Source organism: Mesorhizobium sp. LNHC232B00 (assembly GCF_000502435.1).
Lineage (GTDB): Bacteria > Pseudomonadota > Alphaproteobacteria > Rhizobiales > Rhizobiaceae > Mesorhizobium > Mesorhizobium opportunistum.
In genome coordinates, this window is record NZ_AYWP01000001.1 from 25892 (window position 1) to 44197 (window position 18306).

The 18306-nt window shown below is 65.1% G+C and carries 15 protein-coding genes and 1 riboswitch; of the genes, 10 read left to right on the forward strand and 5 right to left on the reverse strand.

Annotation, left to right across the window (positions count from 1 at the left end; genetic code table 11):
- Positions 1-2 precede the first annotated feature (2 nt).
- From cobG to X743_RS168325, 5 genes are all read right to left on the reverse strand, one after another.
- Complete coding sequence (gene cobG / locus X743_RS168345; protein WP_023763306.1) at positions 3-1496, reverse strand: precorrin-3B synthase; 1494 nt, start codon at positions 1494-1496, stop codon at positions 3-5.
- Positions 1493-5149: a cobaltochelatase subunit CobN gene (locus tag X743_RS168340; RefSeq protein ID WP_023763307.1), complete on the reverse strand. Its 3657-nt coding sequence runs from the start codon at positions 5147-5149 to the stop codon at positions 1493-1495. Before X743_RS168340 ends, cobG begins: the two co-directional genes overlap by 4 nt.
- 16 nt (positions 5150-5165) lie before the next feature.
- Positions 5166-6218: a cobalamin biosynthesis protein CobW gene (cobW, locus tag X743_RS168335; RefSeq protein ID WP_023763308.1), complete on the reverse strand. Its 1053-nt coding sequence runs from the start codon at positions 6216-6218 to the stop codon at positions 5166-5168.
- 2 nt (positions 6219-6220) lie between these two features.
- On the reverse strand, positions 6221-6649 hold the full coding sequence (locus tag X743_RS168330) for a DUF1636 family protein (RefSeq protein ID WP_023763309.1): 429 nt from the start codon (positions 6647-6649) through the stop codon (positions 6221-6223).
- A gap of 38 nt (positions 6650-6687) precedes the next feature.
- Positions 6688-6894: riboswitch (cobalamin riboswitch) on the reverse strand.
- A gap of 29 nt (positions 6895-6923) precedes the next feature.
- Positions 6924-8123, reverse strand: coding sequence for a winged helix-turn-helix domain-containing protein (locus X743_RS168325; protein WP_023763310.1), 1200 nt, complete (start codon positions 8121-8123; stop codon positions 6924-6926).
- 333 nt (positions 8124-8456) lie between these two features.
- On the opposite strand from X743_RS168325, the gene X743_RS168320 reads away from it, so the two are divergent.
- The 10 genes from X743_RS168320 (at position 8457) to nuoI (ending at position 18247) form a co-directional block, all read left to right on the forward strand.
- On the forward strand, positions 8457-8822 hold the full coding sequence (locus tag X743_RS168320) for an NADH-quinone oxidoreductase subunit A (RefSeq protein ID WP_010910112.1): 366 nt from the start codon (positions 8457-8459) through the stop codon (positions 8820-8822).
- Positions 8813-9394: an NADH-quinone oxidoreductase subunit B gene (locus tag X743_RS168315; protein WP_013894808.1), complete on the forward strand. Its 582-nt coding sequence runs from the start codon at positions 8813-8815 to the stop codon at positions 9392-9394. The genes X743_RS168320 and X743_RS168315 overlap by 10 nt, the downstream gene beginning before the upstream one ends.
- A gap of 4 nt (positions 9395-9398) precedes the next feature.
- The gene (locus X743_RS168310) at positions 9399-10001 is read left to right on the forward strand and encodes an NADH-quinone oxidoreductase subunit C (RefSeq protein ID WP_023763311.1); all 603 of its coding nucleotides are present in this window, start codon (positions 9399-9401) and stop codon (positions 9999-10001) included.
- Positions 10002-11192, forward strand: a complete 1191-nt coding sequence (locus tag X743_RS168305; RefSeq protein WP_013894810.1) for an NADH-quinone oxidoreductase subunit D — start codon at positions 10002-10004, stop codon at positions 11190-11192. It abuts the gene before it with no gap.
- Positions 11193-12473, forward strand: a complete 1281-nt coding sequence (locus X743_RS168300; RefSeq protein ID WP_023763312.1) for an NADH-quinone oxidoreductase subunit E — start codon at positions 11193-11195, stop codon at positions 12471-12473. It begins immediately after the preceding gene.
- 10 nt (positions 12474-12483) lie between these two features.
- The gene (nuoF, locus tag X743_RS168295; protein WP_013894812.1) at positions 12484-13788 is read left to right on the forward strand and encodes an NADH-quinone oxidoreductase subunit NuoF; all 1305 of its coding nucleotides are present in this window, start codon (positions 12484-12486) and stop codon (positions 13786-13788) included.
- A gap of 77 nt (positions 13789-13865) precedes the next feature.
- Positions 13866-14555: an NADH-ubiquinone dehydrogenase subunit gene (locus X743_RS168290; RefSeq protein WP_023763313.1), complete on the forward strand. Its 690-nt coding sequence runs from the start codon at positions 13866-13868 to the stop codon at positions 14553-14555.
- A gap of 73 nt (positions 14556-14628) precedes the next feature.
- Complete coding sequence (gene nuoG / locus X743_RS168285) at positions 14629-16710, forward strand: NADH-quinone oxidoreductase subunit NuoG (protein ID WP_023763314.1); 2082 nt, start codon at positions 14629-14631, stop codon at positions 16708-16710.
- A 2-nt stretch (positions 16711-16712) separates the two neighbouring features.
- Positions 16713-17756, forward strand: a complete 1044-nt coding sequence (nuoH, locus tag X743_RS168280) for an NADH-quinone oxidoreductase subunit NuoH (protein ID WP_023763315.1) — start codon at positions 16713-16715, stop codon at positions 17754-17756.
- Positions 17756-18247 (forward strand): NADH-quinone oxidoreductase subunit NuoI, encoded by a 492-nt coding sequence (nuoI, locus tag X743_RS168275; protein ID WP_023763316.1) that lies wholly within the window; start codon positions 17756-17758, stop codon positions 18245-18247. The genes nuoH and nuoI overlap by 1 nt, the downstream gene beginning before the upstream one ends.
- Positions 18248-18306 lie beyond the last annotated feature (59 nt).

An 18306-nucleotide genomic window follows, 5' to 3' on the forward strand; every position in this document is an offset into this window, starting at 1 on the left:
GCTCATTTCCGTTTTTTAGTTTGGGCCTGTCGGTAAGCCTCGGCGATGCCGGCCGGCCCGAGCCTTGTCAGGCAAGCGGCGGCGGTCTCGCCCTGAAATCGTGCGCTGCGGATCGCAGCCGCGACGCGACTGAAACCACGCGCGGCGTCATAGCCCGGCCTGTACCCGGCAGGAAGGGCCTTTGCCGTCGCGTTCACGACAAGTCCGGCTCCATTTTCGCCGCCGACGATCGTCAGCGCCGCCGGGCCGGGATGCGCGCAGCCCTTGGCGCAGCCGGAAATGTGCAGCGTGAAGTCGAGGATGTCGGCGTTTTCGGCGGCAATCGTCCCGGCCATGTCGCGCGTGGCGATCCGGCCGGAAGCGCAGGCCGGGGTGCCGGGGCAAGCCGCGATGCGTGTGCGCGGGTCGGTGGGGGAGGTGACGAAGCCGAGGGTGGCGGCCGTGTCTTGAAGGGGCTGGTTGGCGGCCGGCGGCTGGCCGAGGAAGAGCAAAGCGCGGCCTGGGGCGAGGCGGATTTCGGTGGTGCCGAGGGAGAGGGCGCTTTGGGCGAGGGCGATGATTTTATCCGCCGGCATGCTGCCGTAAGGGAGGGCTATGCCGAGGGTGAGAGTGTCGCCGGCCAAAGGGAAAAGGCCGATAGGTTTGCGCGAGGCGCCCCCCTCTGTCCTGCCGGACATCTCCCCCTCTAGGGGGGAGATTACGCTGTCACCGATGGTTTCGCCAATCTCCGGTCTTGTTAAGGAAAAGCCGGCGCCCGAACTGCCAATCTCCCCCCTTGAGGGGGAGATGTCCGGCAGGACAGAGGGGGGCGCCTCGCGCAAACTTGTCAAGCATAGCCAACCTGCCAGAGACACCAACTGTCGATCCGACAAATCCCGTGTGTGAGCCTCACGGCCTTTCTCGGCGACCATTCTCAGCGCAGCGACGGCTATGTCTCTCGCTGCATCCGCATCGACCTTGGCCAATATTTTCGCGTTTCGGCCGTCGCCGGCAATCGAAACGCTCCAAACGATGTCGTTGTCGGCTCGCACCGCCTTCAGCCGCACATCAGCTGTCACTGCATCCATCGACAGCTGCCCGCCGCCGTCCACGATGACCGAAACCTTCGGCCCCAGCCGTTGCGTCAACCCAGCCTCATCGACCGCCACCCTGATCCGCTCAGCCATAGGCCGCGGATCGGCGATCTCCTGCGGATCGATGCCCGCCAGCGGTCCCGTCTCGACCGGCACGCCTGTGCGCACCGCAATGCCCAGCGCATCGACTTCCGCCGCCAGCAGCGCGGCGCTGTCCGTCGTTAGCCCGCGTATTTGCAGGCTGCCGCGCGCGGTTACCTCCATGATGCCGCTGCCGTGTCGCAGGGCGGATTCGGCCAGGGCGATCAACAGCCTCGGCGATAGGCCTCCGGCAACCGGGTTGAGCCGCACCAATAGCCCGTCGCCGGTCTGCATCGGCGCCGACAGGGCCGGGCAGGCGCCACGGCGCGAGAAGGCGTTCATGCCGCCACCCCGAGCGCTTCCGCCTCGGCAATCAGGGCGGCAAGGTCGTCGTCGACGGAGTTGCGCAGGGGATGCCAGAGGCCACGCCGGCGCGCCGAGAGAAAACGCTCGGCAATGACTTTCGCGGCGGCCGGGTTTTCGCGCAGGATGAAGGCGCGAACTTCGGCGTCGCCGACATAGGCGTCGTGCACGGCCTCGATCAGCGCGCCCGATATGGCATGGGTGGTCTCGGCAAAGCCGACCAGCCGGTCGACCGTCTCGGCGAATTCGGAAGCGCCGCGCGGGCCGTGGCGCATCTGGCCGGCGATGAAACGCGCGTTGACGGCGCGGGCGCGCACCACCCGCGACACCGCCTCACCGACCGAGCGTGGCTTCGGCTTTTGCGGATCCGTGGTGTCGAGCACGATGACGTCGGCATTCCTGCCGAGCGCTGCGAGTGCGGCCGAAAAGCCGCCGATGAAGGCGACGTCGGCCGAGCCTTCGAGGATGTCGCGGCCGGGGTCGTCGCCGGTGTGGACGAGAAGGTCGGCCTCGGCGATGCGGCCCTCGAAAGCGCCGGGCGCGGAGACGCCTTCGCCGCCGGCGCCGCCATAGGCATGCGAGGTGGCGTCGAGATAGGCGCGGCCGATCTCCTCGCGCGCGCTCCAGTCGCCGCTCGACAGCAAATCCTCCACGCCGGCGCCGTAAGTGCCGGGCGAGGTGCCGAAGATGCGCGGGCTGATCTTGCCCTCAATGCGGGTTTTGGCTGCGAGCGGGTTTTCCGCATCCTCCTCGTCGCGGGCGGCGACGGCGTTGGCGGCGGCATCGATCAGCGCGATCTGGGTCGGGAACATGTCGCGGAACAGGCCCGATATGCGCCAGGTGACGTCGACGCGTGGCCTGCCGAGCGTGGCCGGCGGCAACACCTCGATGCCGGTGATGCGGCCGGTGGCAGCATCCCATTGCGGGCGGCAGCCCATCAATGCCAGACCTTGAGCAATCTCTTCGCCGCCGGTGCGCAGCGAGGCCGAGCCCCAGAGGTCGATGACCAGCGAGCGCGGCCAGTCGCCATGCGACTGCATGTAGCCGCGCACCACTTCTTCCGCCGCAGCCTTGCCCAGATCATAGGCGGTCGGCGTCGGCATGGTGCGCGGATCCGACGTGAACAGGTTACGGCCGGTGGGCAGCACGTCGGAACGGCCCCGCGCCGGCGCGCCGGCCGGACCGGCCTTGACGTGGCGGCCATCGAGCGCGGCGAGCAGCGCCGCCTTCTCGGCCTCGGCACTTTGGCGGCGCATGGCGTCGGACTCGTCCTCGGGCACGCGGCCATAGACATGCAACCCGTCCTTGATGGCAAAATCCTTGAGATCGCAAAGCCAGGCGTCGATGCGGCGCAGCGCTTCGTCGGGTGCGTCGGTCCTGGCGACGCCGGCTTCCGAGGCGAGGCCGGTTTTCTGCGCGGTCTCGACGATCAGCTTGGCCAGACGATCGCGGCGGCGGCGGTCGAGGCCATCGGCCTGGGCGTATTCGTCGACCAGCCGTTCAAGCTTGTGCTGGTTTTCGTCGAGCCCGGCACCGGTCAGCGGCGGCGGCAGATGGCCAAGCGTGACGGCGGCGATGCGCCGCTTGGCCTGTGCTGCCTCGCCGGGGTTGGAGACGATGAAGGGATAGATGACAGGCAGCGGACCGGTGACGATCTCGGGAAAGCAGTTTTGCGAAAGCGCGACGGTTTTGCCCGGCAGCCATTCCAGCGTGCCATGGGCGCCGACATGGATGAGGGCATGGACGCCGAGCGACTTGCGCAGCCAGAGGCCAAAGGCGAGGAGCGCATGGCGGGGCGGGAGCGTCGGGTCGTGATAGTCGGCGCGGCGGTCGGCGGAGCGGCCGCGATCGGGGGCGAGGGCGACCGTGATGTTGCCGAAGGTGGCGGCGCGGAAGGGGAAGTGGGCGGCCGCCTTTTGTGAAGGTTGGAGCGAGGCGCCCCCCTCTGTCCTGCCGGACATCTCCCCCTCAAGGGGGGAGATTGGCAGTTTAGTCGCCGGCTCTCCCTTTACAAGATCGGAGATTGGCGAAGGCGGAGATGGGAGCGCAATCACCCCCCTAGAGGGGGAGATGTCCGGCAGGACAGAGGGGGGCGCCTCGCTCAAGCCTCTCCCTTCGGCTTTTCCCCATGCAGCCTCTACCGCGGCAATTGCCGCGGTAGGCAGGCTCTTCGAGAAGTCCAGATACTCCTCCAGCCCCAGCCCATCCTTGCTGCGCTCCAGCAAACCCAGCAACTCACGCGGCGTCTCAGGAATCCCCTCAACCCCATAACCCTGCTCCTTCAGGTCGTGCAGCATGGCCAGCACGCTGGACGGCACGTCGAGGCCGACGGCGTAGCCGGTGCGGCCGGGGGCGCTTGGGTAGTCCGGGATGAGGATCGCCAGTTTGCGGGTCGCGCGGGGCGCTTCCTGCAGTTCTATGAAAGCCGCTACCCGATCCGCCACGTGCGCGACGCGATCCGGTTCCGGCCGATTGGCGAAAGCGCGATGACCAAGTGCCGGATCGGTCTCGCTCTCGCCCTTGAAGGAAATGGCGCCGGCCAGGATGCGGCCGTCGAGTTCGGGCAGCACGACATGCATGGCAAGGTCGGCGGGCGCCAGGCCGCGCTGATTGTTGTCCCACACGTCGCGGCGGGTGGTGGCGACGATGACCTGGAAGACGGGCACGCCGGCGCGGTCGAACAGGGTCTCGACGCCGGGTTCGGCACCGGAGGCAAAGGCGGTCGCGGCGATGATGGCGGCAGGTTTCAGCGTGGCGAGCGCGGTTTCCACGAAGGCCAGGGATGCCGGGTCCTTGAGGCTGGAGACGAAGATCGGGACGGGGGTTATGCCGCGTTGGGTGAGTGCTTCGAAAAGGGCATCGATCGGCGCGACATCGGCGGCTAGCAGCATCGAGCGGTAGAAGAGGATCGGGATGACTGGCGTGGCGTTTCCCTCCCCCTCGAGGGGAGGGTGGCCCGCAGGGCCGGGTGGGGTCGGTACGACCGGGGGCGACGTTTCCTTGAGTCGGCGCGCTCCGGAGAGGACCCCACCCCCGGCCTGCGGCCGGACCCTCCCCTCGAGGGGGAGGGGGACGATGCCGCGTGTGGGCTCGTAGTAGCCGACTTTTGGAACTTCGACCGGCTCGGCAATTTCCGCATCCTGCCCAGCCAGCCCCGCTAGCCTCCGCACCAGCGCATTCATATTGGCCGGGCCGCCCTCGCGGAAATAGCCGAGCAGGCTATCCAACTCCTCGCGCGGCAGCGTCGAGGCTTTGATGAGGCGGAGATCCTCGTCGTGGCTCTCACCCGGCAGCAGCGCCAGTTTAATGCCGTGCGCGCGGGCGGTCGCGGCGAGCTGGTCGCAGCCGTAGCGCCACCAGTCGTGGCCGCCGAGGATGCGCACGAGGATGATCTTGGCATGGCGGGCGACGCTGTCGACCCAGAGGTCGACGGACATGGGATGACGCAGGTCGCGCAGTGCGGCGAGCCGCATCGAGGGCAAGCGGCCAGCATCGGCCTTCCACGCCTCCGCCAATCCGGCCAGATCGCTGTCGGTGAAGGACAGCGCCACGATATCCGCCGGCGTCTGCCGCAGGTCGACCGGCTCGGCGAGATCGTCGAGCGAGGCGGAAGTCGTGGTGAGGATGTGCATCGCGGCCTGTCCGAGATCAGCCGGCGAGTATGCGTTCGATCGCCGGGCGGTTCAGCCCCTTGAGACCGATGACGACGAGGCGCGAACGACGATCGTCCTCAGCCGTCCAGGCGCGGTCATAGTAATGATTGACGCGCGGCCCGACGGCTTGGAGCAAGAGCCGCATCGGCTTGCCGCCGACCTCGACGAAGCCTTTGACGCGCAGCACGTTTTCCTGTTCGGCGGCGTTGGCGACGCGCTTTGCCAGCTCGTCGGGATTGGCGATCGAGGGAATGTCGACGATGAAGGTGTCGAAGTCGTCATGCTCGTGGTCGAACGCACCGTCATGATGGGACTTGCGGTTCTCGATGTCGTCCTCGACGGCGAGACCGAGGCCGAGCAGCACGGAGGGATCGACCTTGCCATGCGAGGTCGGCACGATCTTCACGGCGCGGGCGGAGTGTTCGTTGATGATGGCGTTGGCGCGGGCTGAGCCTGCGGCGTCCATCAGGTCGCTCTTCGACAGGATGATCAGGTCGGCGCAGGCGATCTGGTCCTCGAACACTTCCTCGACCGGGTCGTCATGGTCGAGGCTCTCATCCTGAGCGCGCTGCGCCTGCAGCGCGTCCATGTCGTTGGCGACGCGGCCTTCGGCCAGCGCCGGGCCATCGACCACGGCGATGACGCCGTCGACCGTGACGCGGCTTTTCACCGTCGGCCACTGGAAGGCCTGGACCAGCGGCTTGGGCAGAGCCAGGCCCGAAGTCTCGATCAGGATGTGGTCGACCTTCGGCGTCAGCGCCAGGATCTGGTCGAGCGCCGGCACGAAATCGTCGGCGACGGTGCAGCAGATGCAGCCATTGGCCAATTCGACGATGTTTTCCTCCGGACAGGTGTCGATGCCGCAGCCCTTCAAAATCTCGCCGTCGATGCCGATGTCGCCGAACTCGTTGACGATGATGGCAATGCGTTTGCCGCCGGCGTTTTCCAGGAGATGGCGGACCAGCGTCGTCTTGCCGGCGCCGAGAAAACCGGTGACGACGGTGCAGGGAACGCGAGAAAGGTTGGCGGACGAATCTGGAGCAGTCATGGTCAGTCCTTCAGCATGTCGAGGGGAGGGATGCGGGCAACGAGGCCACGCTTGAGGCTATCGGGCCGGCCACGCCACGGGATGAGGCCGTCGGTCGAGGTGGCGAAGAGCTTCGCGCCGGCGACAAGGTCGGCGCCGCTGGCCGTGGTCAGGTCGCCGAAGACATAGCTCCAGCAGCCGTCGCGCAGGATCGCGGCGCTCAGCCGGCGCTTGCAATTGCCGAGGCATTCGACGGTGCGGACGCAGATATCTTCGCCCGAGGCGGCGTTGCGCGTATCCTGCGCGAGCAGTTCGCCGGCGCGGGGATGGGCGTCGGAGCCGGTTTCGTCACGGCACGAGGCACAGATGATCACGGTGACGCCGGACAAGGCATCGCTGTCGGCGGACGAGTTGTCCGCTTTGCCAGCCGAAAAACTGCTGTTCTGGTCCAAAAACCGGGCTCCTTGCCCGGAAACCCGCCGGGCGATCGGATTATGTTGTCGCGGACGGCAGGTCTCCTGGCTCGCGGGTCATCGCCTTGGTTAGCCGCCTTCCCGGGAACTCCCAGTGGCTTTCGGCCTTGGCTCGTCGCTTACAGTTGCGGGGACAGCCGCGGATTTGAGATTTTTCATCCCGCACCGCATTCCCTCTTAGCCCCTCTCATTGAAGAGAAGAGACCGTCTGGAGCGGATTTAGGCTGTTGCGGGCAGGACTGTCAACGCGGGCCTACGACATGGCGATGTCGGCAAGTGACGGTCCGAGGTCGCCAGCGGGCGTCACTTCCATGCGCTCAAGCCCGAGCCAGCCCTGCATTTGCTTCAATTCCTCGAAAAGCTGGGCGGCGGTTTCAGGCGGTGCGCCAGCTTCGGCATAGGCCGCGTGGACGCGTAGCACACTCGCCGGCCGATCGGCCTTGAGATCGACGCGCGCTACGATCCTGTCGCCGAGCAGGAAGGGCAGGACGTAGTAGCCGTATTGGCGCTTTTCGGCCGGCGTGTAGATCTCGATGCGGTAGTGAAAATCGAACAGCCGCTCCGAGCGCGAGCGTTCGAAGACCACGGGATCGAACGGGGCCAGCAAGGCACGGGCGTCGATTTTCCTGGGCAGACGCGCATCCTTGTGCAGGTAAGCGGGCTTATCCCAGCCTTCGACGCGCACCGGCAGCAGCTCACCGAGTTCGACCAATTCCTCCAGGCGGCCCTTCATGTCGGCGGGGGACAAGCGGAAATAGTCGCGCAAATCGCCTGATGTCGCCACGCCATGGGCGCGGGCGGAGATGCGCAGCAATTCGCGGTGCGCGTCCTCGGCGGCCGGTACGGGCAGGTCGAGAATCGCCTGCGGCAGCACGCGCTCGGGCAGGTCATAGAAGCGCTCGAATCCGCGGCGGTGCGCCGTGGTGATGCGCCCGGCCCAGAACAGCCATTCGAAGGCATGCTTGGCGTGGCTCCAGCCCCACCAGCCGCCCGAGCCTTTCTGGCCTTCGAGCGCGGAAGCAGCGATCGGGCCGCGCGCGACGACCTCGCGGTAGATCTCTTCTATATAGGCGGCGTGCTCGCGGCCCCATTTGGCCAGCCCCAGATACATCTCTTTGCCTTGCTCGGCGCGCTGCATGCGCCAGCGCATCAGCGGCCAGGTCTCCACCGGCAGGAAGGAGGCCTCGTGCGCCCAGTATTCGAACACCGTGCGCTTGCGGGTGACGGCGGCGTTGTCGAGCAAGGCGAGCGGGTAGGGGCCAAGGCGCGAATAGAGCGGCATGTAATGCGCGCGCACCACCGCGCTGACGGAATCGATCTGCAGCAGGCCGGTGCGGGATAGAACGCGGGCGAAATGACGGCGGTCGGGCGTGCCATTAGGGCGGGGGTCGAGAAAACCCTGAGCGGCGAGCGCGACGCGCCGGGCGGTGGCAAGCGAGATCTTTTCCTTCATTCGGATGCGACTCTTGTAACTCGTTGACCGTCGTTTGATGGGTGATTCCTGCCCATGCTAGCAGGGTTTTGGCGGCATCCATGTCAGGAGAGAAAAGTGGAGTAAAAAGCGAAGGAAATCAAACAGGAGCGTATCGGACCAGTTTCTCCGTATATGCCGTCCAGCACCGCCTTTTGAACAAGGTTTGACTTGCTTCGCTGGAAGTGCTGCGCTAACCCTCGCCGCGTTGCAGCATAGGCCCCTTAAAACGGTTCAGCGGTTAAACTGTCACGCTTCCGCATTAAGGTCCGGTGCTGTAATCAAAATGGATTGGCGCCAACGGAAAGCCGCTGCATGAACGCACTTCTCAGTTCGTACCTGCCCATCGTCCTGTTCATCGGCGTGGCGCTGGTTGTCGGCCTGGCGCTGCTGGCCGCACCGTTCCTGGTGGCGTACCGCAACCCCGATCCCGAAAAGCTTTCCGCCTACGAGTGCGGTTTCAACTCGTTCGACGATGCCCGCATGAAATTCGACATCCGCTTCTACCTGGTGTCGATCCTGTTCATCATCTTCGATCTGGAAGTGGCCTTCCTGTTTCCCTGGGCGGTGTCCTTCTCGAAGATCGGCATGCTCGGCTTCTGGTCGATGATGGTGTTTTTGGCAGTGCTGACCATCGGCTTTGCCTATGAATGGAAAAAAGGAGCGCTGGAATGGGATTGAACGACAGTTCAGGCACCCTCGTCGCGCCGAAGCCCAAGGGTATCATCGATCCCAACACCGGCAAGCCGGTGGGACAGGACGATCCCTTCTTCCTCGAAATCAACAACGAGCTTGCCGACAAGGGTTTCCTGGTCACCTCGACCGAGGCGCTGATCACCTGGGCGCGCAGCGGCTCGCTGATGTTCATGACCTTCGGTCTGGCGTGCTGCGCGGTCGAGATGATCCATACCTCGATGCCGCGTTATGACTCGGAGCGGTTCGGCGTCGCGCCGCGCGCGTCGCCGCGCCAGTCCGACATCATGATCGTCGCCGGCACGCTGACCAACAAGATGGCGCCGGCGCTGCGCAAGGTCTACGACCAGATGCCGGAGCCGCGCTACGTCATCTCGATGGGCTCCTGCGCCAATGGCGGCGGCTACTACCACTATTCCTATTCGGTGGTGCGCGGCTGCGACCGCGTCGTGCCGGTGGACATCTATGTGCCCGGCTGCCCGCCGAGCGCCGAAGCCCTGCTCTACGGCATTCTTCTGCTGCAGAAGAAGATCCGCCGCACCGGCACGATCGAACGGTAAATCCATGGCCGCATCCCTTAGCGAACTGTCGACCTATCTCGGCGAGAAGCTGCCTGGCCGCTTCAGTGACGCGGTGCTCGCTTATGGCGAACTCACCGTCCATGTCGAGCCGCAAAACCTGGTCGAGGTGGTGACCTTCCTGCGCGACGACCCGCGCTGCCAGTTCATCTCGATCATCGATGTCTGCGGCGCCGATTATCCGTCGCGGGCCAAGCGCTTCGACGTCGTCTATCACCTGTTGTCGCCGAGGCAGAATGTCCGCATCCGCGTCAAGGTGCAGGCCGACGAGGAAACGATGGTGCCGTCGATCACCGGCGTCTTTCCGGGTGCCGACTGGTTCGAGCGCGAGACTTACGATCTCTATGGCGTGCTGTTCTCGGGCCATCCCGATCTGCGCCGCCTGTTGACCGACTACGGCTTCGAAGGCCATCCGCTGCGCAAGGATTTCCCGCTGACCGGTTTTGTCGAAGTGCGTTACGACGACGAAGCCAAGCGCGTCATCTACGAGCCGGTCGAGCTCAAGCAGGAATTCCGCAATTTCGATTTTTTGTCCCCGTGGGAAGGTACGGACTACGTGCTGCCGGGTGACGAGAAGGCAAAGCAGTAAATGGCTGAAACCTCCGTCCGTAACTTCAACATCAATTTTGGCCCGCAACACCCTGCAGCGCATGGTGTTTTGAGGTTGGTTCTCGAACTGGACGGCGAAGTCGTCGACCGCGTCGATCCGCATATCGGGCTCCTGCATCGCGGCACGGAAAAGCTGATCGAGGCCAAGACCTATCTGCAGGCAGTGCCTTATCTCGACCGGCTCGACTATTGCGCGCCGATGAACCAGGAGCATGCCTTTGCGCTGGCCGCCGAGCGCCTGCTCGGCATCGAGGTGCCGAGGCGCGGCCAATTGATCCGCGTGCTCTACTGCGAAATCGGCCGCATCATGTCGCATATCCTCAATGTGACGACGCAGGCGATGGACGTCGGCGCGCTGACACCGCCGCTGTGGGGCTTCGTCGAGCGCGAAAAGCTGATGGTGTTCTATGAGCGCGCCTCCGGCTCGCGCATGCATGCCGCCTATTTCCGCCCCGGCGGCGTCCACCAGGACCTGCCGCGCCAGCTGGTCGAGGATATCGGCAAGTGGATCGACCCGTTCCTGAAGTCGCTCGACGATCTCGACAAGCTGCTCACCGGCAACCGCATCTTCAAGCAGCGCAATGTCGATATCGGCATTGTTTCGCTGGCCGATGCCTGGGCCTGGGGCTTTTCGGGCGTCATGGTGCGCGGCTCGGGCTCGCCTTGGGACCTGCGCAAGTCGCAACCTTATGAATGCTATTCGGAAATGGATTTCGACATTCCGATCGGCAAGAACGGCGACTGCTTCGACCGCTACCTGGTGCGCATGGAAGAGATGCGGCAGTCCGCGAAGATCATGCGCCAGTGTGTCGATCTCCTGCTCGGCAAGGAAAGCACCGGACCGGTGTCGAACCTCGACGGCAAGGTGGTGCCGCCGAAGCGCCAGGCGATGAAGCGCTCGATGGAAGCGCTCATCCACCACTTCAAGCTCTACACCGAGGGCTATCGCGTGCCGGCCGGCGAGGTCTATGCGGCCGTCGAGGCGCCGAAGGGCGAGTTCGGCGTCTACCTGGTCTCCGACGGCACCAACAAGCCCTACCGCTGCAAGCTGCGCGCACCTGGTTTCGCGCATCTGCAGGCCATGGATTTCCTGTGCCGCGGCCACATGCTGGCCGACGTCACCGCCGTCCTTGGCTCCCTCGACATCGTGTTTGGTGAGGTCGATCGCTAAATGTCAGTCCGCCGTCTCGCAGAAGCCAGCGTCCAGCCAGCCTCCTTCGCCTTCAACCGGGCAAACGCGGCCGCGGCGAAGCAATGGATCAAGAAATACCCGAAGGGCCGGGAGCAGTCGGCGATCATTCCGCTTCTGATGATAGCGCAGGAGCAGGAAGGCTGGGTCACCAAGGCGGCGATCGAGACGATTTCGGACATGCTCGGCATGCCGCGGATCCGCGGGCTCGAGGTCGCGACCTTCTACACGCAATACCAGCTCAATCCCGTCGGCACGCGCGCGCACATCCAGGTCTGCGGCACCACGCCCTGCATGCTGCGCGGCTCGGAAGCGCTGATGGATGTGTGTCGGTCAAAAATCCATCACGACCAGTTCCACACCAACGACAAGGGCACCTTGTCGTGGGAGGAGGTCGAGTGCCTCGGCGCCTGCGTCAACGCGCCGATGGTCATGGTCTTCAAGGACACGTTCGAGGACCTGACACCCGAAAGGCTGGCCGAAATCATCGACCTCTATGATGCGGGCAAGGGCGCCTCGGTGGCGCCGGGACCGCAGAACGGCCGCACCGGCTCGGAGCCGGCCTCTGGCCTCACCACGCTGAAGAGCGAAAAGGCGATCCTCAAGTCGACCCGGGACCGGGACGCCAGGGAAGCAGCCAAGGCCGCCAAGGCGGCGCCCGACGCGATCATCGCGGCGCCTGTTCCGGCACCCGCCACTGCCCCTGTCGCGCCGTCCAATGCCAGCAAGCCGAAGACCGATGCGGCCGAGACCAGCCCGGCATTGAAGACACCCTCGAAGACCAAGGTGGCGCCGGCGGCGGAGAAGGCGGCTAGCGTTTCGGCGCCGCGGCATTCGGCCGTCAATGCCAACAAGGCGGCCCCCGAGGTCGAGAAGGTTTCCAAGCAGCGCAGCGGTCCGACCGCCAAGGCCGCGCCGGCCACCGCCTTCAAGGCGCCGGAGGCCAAGGTGCCCATGGCAAAGCCGGCAAAGCCATCGCTTGAGGACAAGAACCGTCCGGCCGGCATCGACAGGCCGGCCGCTGTCGACGACCTCAAGCTGATCTCCGGTGTCGGTCCGAAGATCGAGGGCATCCTGCATACGCTGGGCATCTTCACCTTCGCGCAGGTCGCGTCGTGGAAGAAGGCCGAGCGCGAGTGGGTCGACGGCTATCTTTCCTTCCAAGGCCGCATCGACCGCGACGACTGGGTCAAGCAGGCCAAGGCGCTCGCCAAGGGCGGTGTCGCCGAATACATCCGCGTTTTCGGCAAGAAGCCGGTCTGAGGGACGAAAAATGCTTCAGGACAAAGACCGCATCTTCAATAACATCTACGGCCTGTTCGACAAGTCGCTGGCCGGCGCGATGGCGCGTGGCGCCTGGGACAACACGCCCGGCATCATCGCCAAGGGGCGCGAGTGGATCGTCAACGAGATGAAGGCGTCGGGCCTGCGCGGCCGTGGCGGCGCCGGCTTCCCGACCGGCTTGAAATGGTCGTTCATGCCCAAGCAGAGCGACGGCCGGCCGAGCTACCTCGTCGTCAATGCCGACGAATCCGAGCCCGGCACCTGCAAGGACCGAGACATCTTGCGCAACGATCCGCACACGCTGGTCGAGGGCTCCTTCATCGCCGGATTCGCCATGGGGGCGGTCGCCGCCTACATCTATGTGCGCGGCGAGTTCATCCGCGAGCGCGAGGCGCTGCAGCGCGCTATCGACGAGGCCTATGAGGCCAAGCTGATCGGCAAGAACAACACGTCCGGCTACGATTTCGACATCTACATGCATCACGGCGCCGGCGCCTATATCTGCGGCGAGGAGACAGCGCTCCTCGAAAGCCTCGAAGGCAAGAAGGGCCAGCCCAGGCTGAAGCCGCCGTTCCCGGCCAATGTCGGACTTTATGGTTGTCCGACGACCGTCAACAATGTCGAGTCGATCGCGGTGGCGCCGACCATCCTGCGCCGCGGCGCGGCCTGGTTCTCGTCCTTCGGCCGGCCCAACAATGTCGGCACCAAGCTGTTCTGCATCTCCGGCCACGTCAACAATCCGTGCACCGTCGAAGAGGCGATGTCGATCCCGTTCCGCGAGTTGATCGAGACGCATTGCGGCGGTATTCGCGGCGGCTGGGACAATCTCTTGGCGGTCATTCCTGGTGGCGCCTCGGTGCCGCTGGTTCCGGCCGAGCAGATCATCGACACGCCGATGGATTTCGACGCGCTGCGCGACCTGAAGTCCGGTCTCGGCACGGCGGCCGTCATCGTCATGGACAAGTCGACGGATGTGGTGAAGGCGATCGCGCGGTTATCCTATTTCTACAAGCATGAGAGCTGCGGCCAGTGCACGCCGTGCCGCGAAGGCACCGGCTGGATGTGGCGGGTGATGGAACGGCTGGTGCGCGGCGAGGCGCAGAAGCGCGAGATCGACATGCTGCTCGACGTCACCAAGCAGGTCGAGGGCCACACGATCTGCGCGCTGGGCGACGCGGCGGCATGGCCGATCCAGGGCCTGATGCGGCATTTCCGCGGCGAGGTGGAGCGCCGCATCGACGAGTTTTCGCGCAATGCGCACCGGGCCGAACCGGTGATGGTGGCGGCGGAATAGATTTGTGACTGCGGGCGAAAGCCCGGGACGAGACGAACGGGGCGGGGCGAACGAAGAAACGACCAGGAGAACTTTCTATGGCGCCGTATTCGTACCCATTGATGCCCAATTTGGACCAGATCGAGAAGATGAACCAGGACCTGACCAGGATGATGCCGAAGGAGATGGCCAGTGCCGTCAACCTTTTCGCGCACCCTGTCGCGGGTGCCGCTGCAATGTCGGCCTTGAGCCTCGGGCTCGCCAACCACGCGTTCGGCGTCTGGCTGGGCGCGCTTTCGGGAGCCGCCGAGGCATCCCAACGCCTCATGCAGCCGCTGATCGAGGATTTCGAGACGCGCGTAGAGCAATTCGAGGACGCGAATTCTTCGTCCACCAAGGCGCGGGCGACGGCGAAGACCATGATTGCCGAGGCGCAGTCCTTCGCGCAGGAAGTCACCGACATTGCCGCCAAGGAAGCCGCCACCACAGCGCCGGTGGCCAGTGCCGGCCCGGCAACGGGCGACGTCCCCGACGCATTGTTGCCCGAGGATTTCCGCCAGCCCAAGGCCATGGACAAGCCGGCGAAGCCGTCGGATTTGAAAGCGATATCGGGCATCGGGCCGAAGCTCGAGAAAGTTCTGAACGGGCTCGGCATCTGGACATATGCCCAGATCGCGGCCTGGTCGCCGCAGGAGATCGCCTGGGTCGACGACTATCTGTCGTTCAACGGCCGCATCGGCCGCGACGATTGGACTGCCCAGGCAACTGCGCTGTCCGCGAAGAAGTGAATGAAATGTCGGGCGCTGCGTCTGTCGCGCCCGGGAAATTAGATTGCGGGAAATCCGCAGGGGTTTGAGGCGAATGGCAAAGCTCAAGGTCGACGGGAAAGAGATCACTGTACCCGACCACTATACGCTGCTGCAGGCGGCGGAAGACGCAGGCGCGGAAGTGCCGCGCTTCTGCTTCCACGAGCGGCTGTCGATCGCTGGCAACTGCCGTATGTGCCTGATCGAGGTCAAGGGCGGGCCGCCCAAGCCGCAGGCCTCCTGCGCCATGGGCGTGCGCGACCTGCGCCCGGGCCCCAATGGCGAGCCGCCGGAGATCTTCACCAACACGCCGATGGTCAAGAAGGCCCGGGAAGGCGTGATGGAGTTCCTGCTGATCAACCATCCGCTCGACTGCCCGATCTGCGACCAGGGCGGCGAATGCGACCTGCAGGACCAGGCGATGGCCTTCGGCGTCGATTCCTCGCGCTATCACGAGAACAAACGCGCGGTCGAAGACAAATATATCGGCCCGCTGGTCAAGACGGTGATGAACCGCTGCATCCACTGCACGCGCTGCGTCCGCTTCACCACCGAGGTCGCCGGCATTTCCGAACTCGGCCTGATCGGTCGTGGCGAGGACGCCGAGATCACCACCTATCTCGAAAGCGCGATGACATCGGAGCTGCAGGGCAATGTCATCGATCTCTGCCCCGTCGGCGCGCTGACGTCCAAGCCGTTCGCCTTCCAGGCGCGGCCGTGGGAGTTGACCAAGACCGAATCCATCGACGTCATGGATGCCGTCGGCTCGGCGATCCGCGTCGATAGCCGTGGCCGCGAGGTGATGCGCATCCTGCCGCGCGTCAACGAGCAGGTGAACGAGGAGTGGATCTCCGACAAGACCCGCTTCATCTGGGACGGCCTGCGTACGCAGCGCCTCGACCGCCCCTATGTCCGCAAGGACGGAAAGCTGGTTCCGGCAAGCTGGGCCGACGCGTTCGCCGCGATCAAGGACGCGGTGTCGAAGACGACGCCCGAGAAGATCGGCGCCATCGCCGGCGATCTGGCCGCGGTCGAGGAAATCTACGCGCTGAAGCTGCTGATGGCTTCGCTCGGCTCCAGGAATACCGATTGCCGCCAGGATGGCGCCGCGCTCGACCCGGCGCTCGGCCGCGCCAGCTACATCTTCAACCCGACCATCGAAGGCATCGAGCAGGCCGACGCGGTGCTGATCATCGGCGCCAATCCGCGCTTCGAGGCCTCGGTGCTCAACGCCCGCATACGCAAGCGCTGGCGGGTCGGCGATCTGCCGGTCGGCGTCATCGGCGATGTCGGCGACACCCGCTACGAGTACGAATTGTTGGGCGCCGGACCGGATTCGCTCAAGGATCTGGCCGACGGCAATGGCAAGTTCTTCCAGACGCTGAAGAAGGCCACGCATCCGCTGATCATCATCGGCCAGGGCGCATTGGCACGCGCGGACGGCGCTGCCGTGCTCGGCCAGGCTGCCAAGCTCGCCACCGCGGTGAACGCCGCACGGGCCGACTGGAACGGCTTTGCCGTGCTGCACAATGCGGCTGGGCGCGTTGGCGGCCTGGATCTCGGCTTCGTGCCGGGCGAGGGCGGCAAGAACGTCGCCGGCATGCTCGGCGAGACGGACGTGCTGTTCCTGCTCGGCGCCGACGAGATCGACATGGCCAAGACCGGCGGCGCCTTCGTCGTCTATATCGGCACCCATGGCGACGCCGGCGCGCACCGCGCCAATGTCATCCTGCCGGCGGCCGCCTACACCGAAAAGTCGGGCACCTATGTCAACACGGAAGGGCGCGTGCAGCAGACCAACCGCGCCGGCTTCGCACCGGGCGATGCGCGCGAGGACTGGGCGATCCTGCGGGCGCTGTCGGACGTGCTGGGCAAGAAGCTGCCGTTCGATTCGCTGCCGCAACTGCGCGCCAAGCTTTATGGCGAATACCCGCATCTGGCCCGCATCGACCAGGTCGCGGCCGGCAATGCCGAGGATATCGCCGGGGTGGCGAAGCTCGGCGGGCGGCTGAACAAGGGCACCTTCACCTCGCCGGTCAAGGATTTCTACCTGACCAACCCGATCGCGAGGGCGTCCGCCGTAATGGCGGAATGCTCGGCACTGGCCAAGAGCGGCTTCAAGCAGGCGGCGGAATAAGCATGGACACCTTCTTCTCCTTCTACGTGCTGCCGGCGCTGCTGATCCTGCTGAAATCAGTGGTGCTGATCGTCGTGCTGCTGATCTTCGTCGCCTACATCCTCTACGCCGACCGCAAGATCTGGGCGGCGGTGCAGTTGCGCCGTGGCCCGAACGTCGTCGGCCCCTGGGGCACGCTGCAGGCCTTCGCCGACCTGTTGAAGTTCGTCTTCAAGGAACCGGTCATCCCGTCAGGCGCCAACAAGGGCGTGTTCCTGCTGGCGCCGCTGGTTTCCGCCGTGCTGGCGATCTCGGCCTGGGCGGTCATTCCGGTCAGCCAGGGCTGGGCGATCGCCAACGTCAATGTCGGCATCCTCTATGTCTTCGCCATCTCCTCGCTCGAGGTCTATGGCGTGATCATGGGCGGCTGGGCGTCGAACTCGAAATATCCGTTCCTCGGCGCGCTGCGCTCCGCGGCCCAGATGGTGTCCTATGAAGTCTCGATCGGCTTCGTCATCGTCACGGTGCTGCTCACCGCCGGTTCGCTCAATCTCAGCGATATCGTCCTGTCGCAGCAAGGCGGGCTTGGAACGCGGCTCGGCCTGCCCAACACCTTCCTCGACTGGAACTGGCTCGCCCTGTTCCCGATGTTCATCATCTTCTTCATCTCGGCGCTGGCCGAGACGAACCGGCCGCCCTTCGACCTGGTCGAAGCCGAATCGGAGTTGGTCGCCGGCCACATGGTCGAATATTCGTCGACGCCGTTCCTGCTGTTCTTCCTCGGCGAATATGTCGCCATCGTCCTGATGTGCGCGCTGGCCACCATCCTGTTCCTCGGCGGCTGGCTGCCTCCCTTCGACTTCGCGCCCTTTACCTGGGTGCCGGGCGTCATCTGGTTCGTGCTGAAGGTCTGCTTCGTGTTCTTCGGCATTTCCATGGTCAAGGCCTTCGTGCCGCGCTACCGCTACGACCAGCTGATGCGATTGGGCTGGAAAGTGTTCCTGCCGATTTCGCTGTTCATGGTGGTCGCCACCGCCGCCTTCCTCAAGATCACGGGGTTTGCGTGATGTCCGCTTTGTCCCAGGCCGCAAAATCGCTGCTGCTGCAGGATTTCGTCAGCGCCTTTTTCCTGTCGATGCGCCAGTTCTTCGCGCCGAAGGAGACGATCAACTATCCGCACGAGAAGGGGCCGGTGAGCCCGCGCTTCCGTGGCGAGCATGCCTTGCGCCGCTATCCCAATGGCGAGGAACGCTGCATCGCCTGCAAGCTGTGCGAGGCGATCTGCCCGGCGCAGGCGATCACCATCGAGGCCGGCCCGCGCCGCAATGACGGCACGCGCCGCACGGTGCGCTACGACATCGACATGGTGAAGTGCATCTATTGCGGCTTCTGCCAGGAAGCCTGCCCGGTCGACGCCATCGTCGAGGGGCCGAATTTCGAATTCGCGACGGAGACGCGCGAAGAACTCTACTACGACAAGGACAGGCTGCTGGCGAATGGCGACCGGTGGGAGCGCGAACTGGCGCGCAACATCTCGCTGGACTCGCCCTACCGCTGATATCGACGCATGGACGGGGCGAGGGGCCTCGTCCAGAGGATGATCCCGAAAAGTTGCAG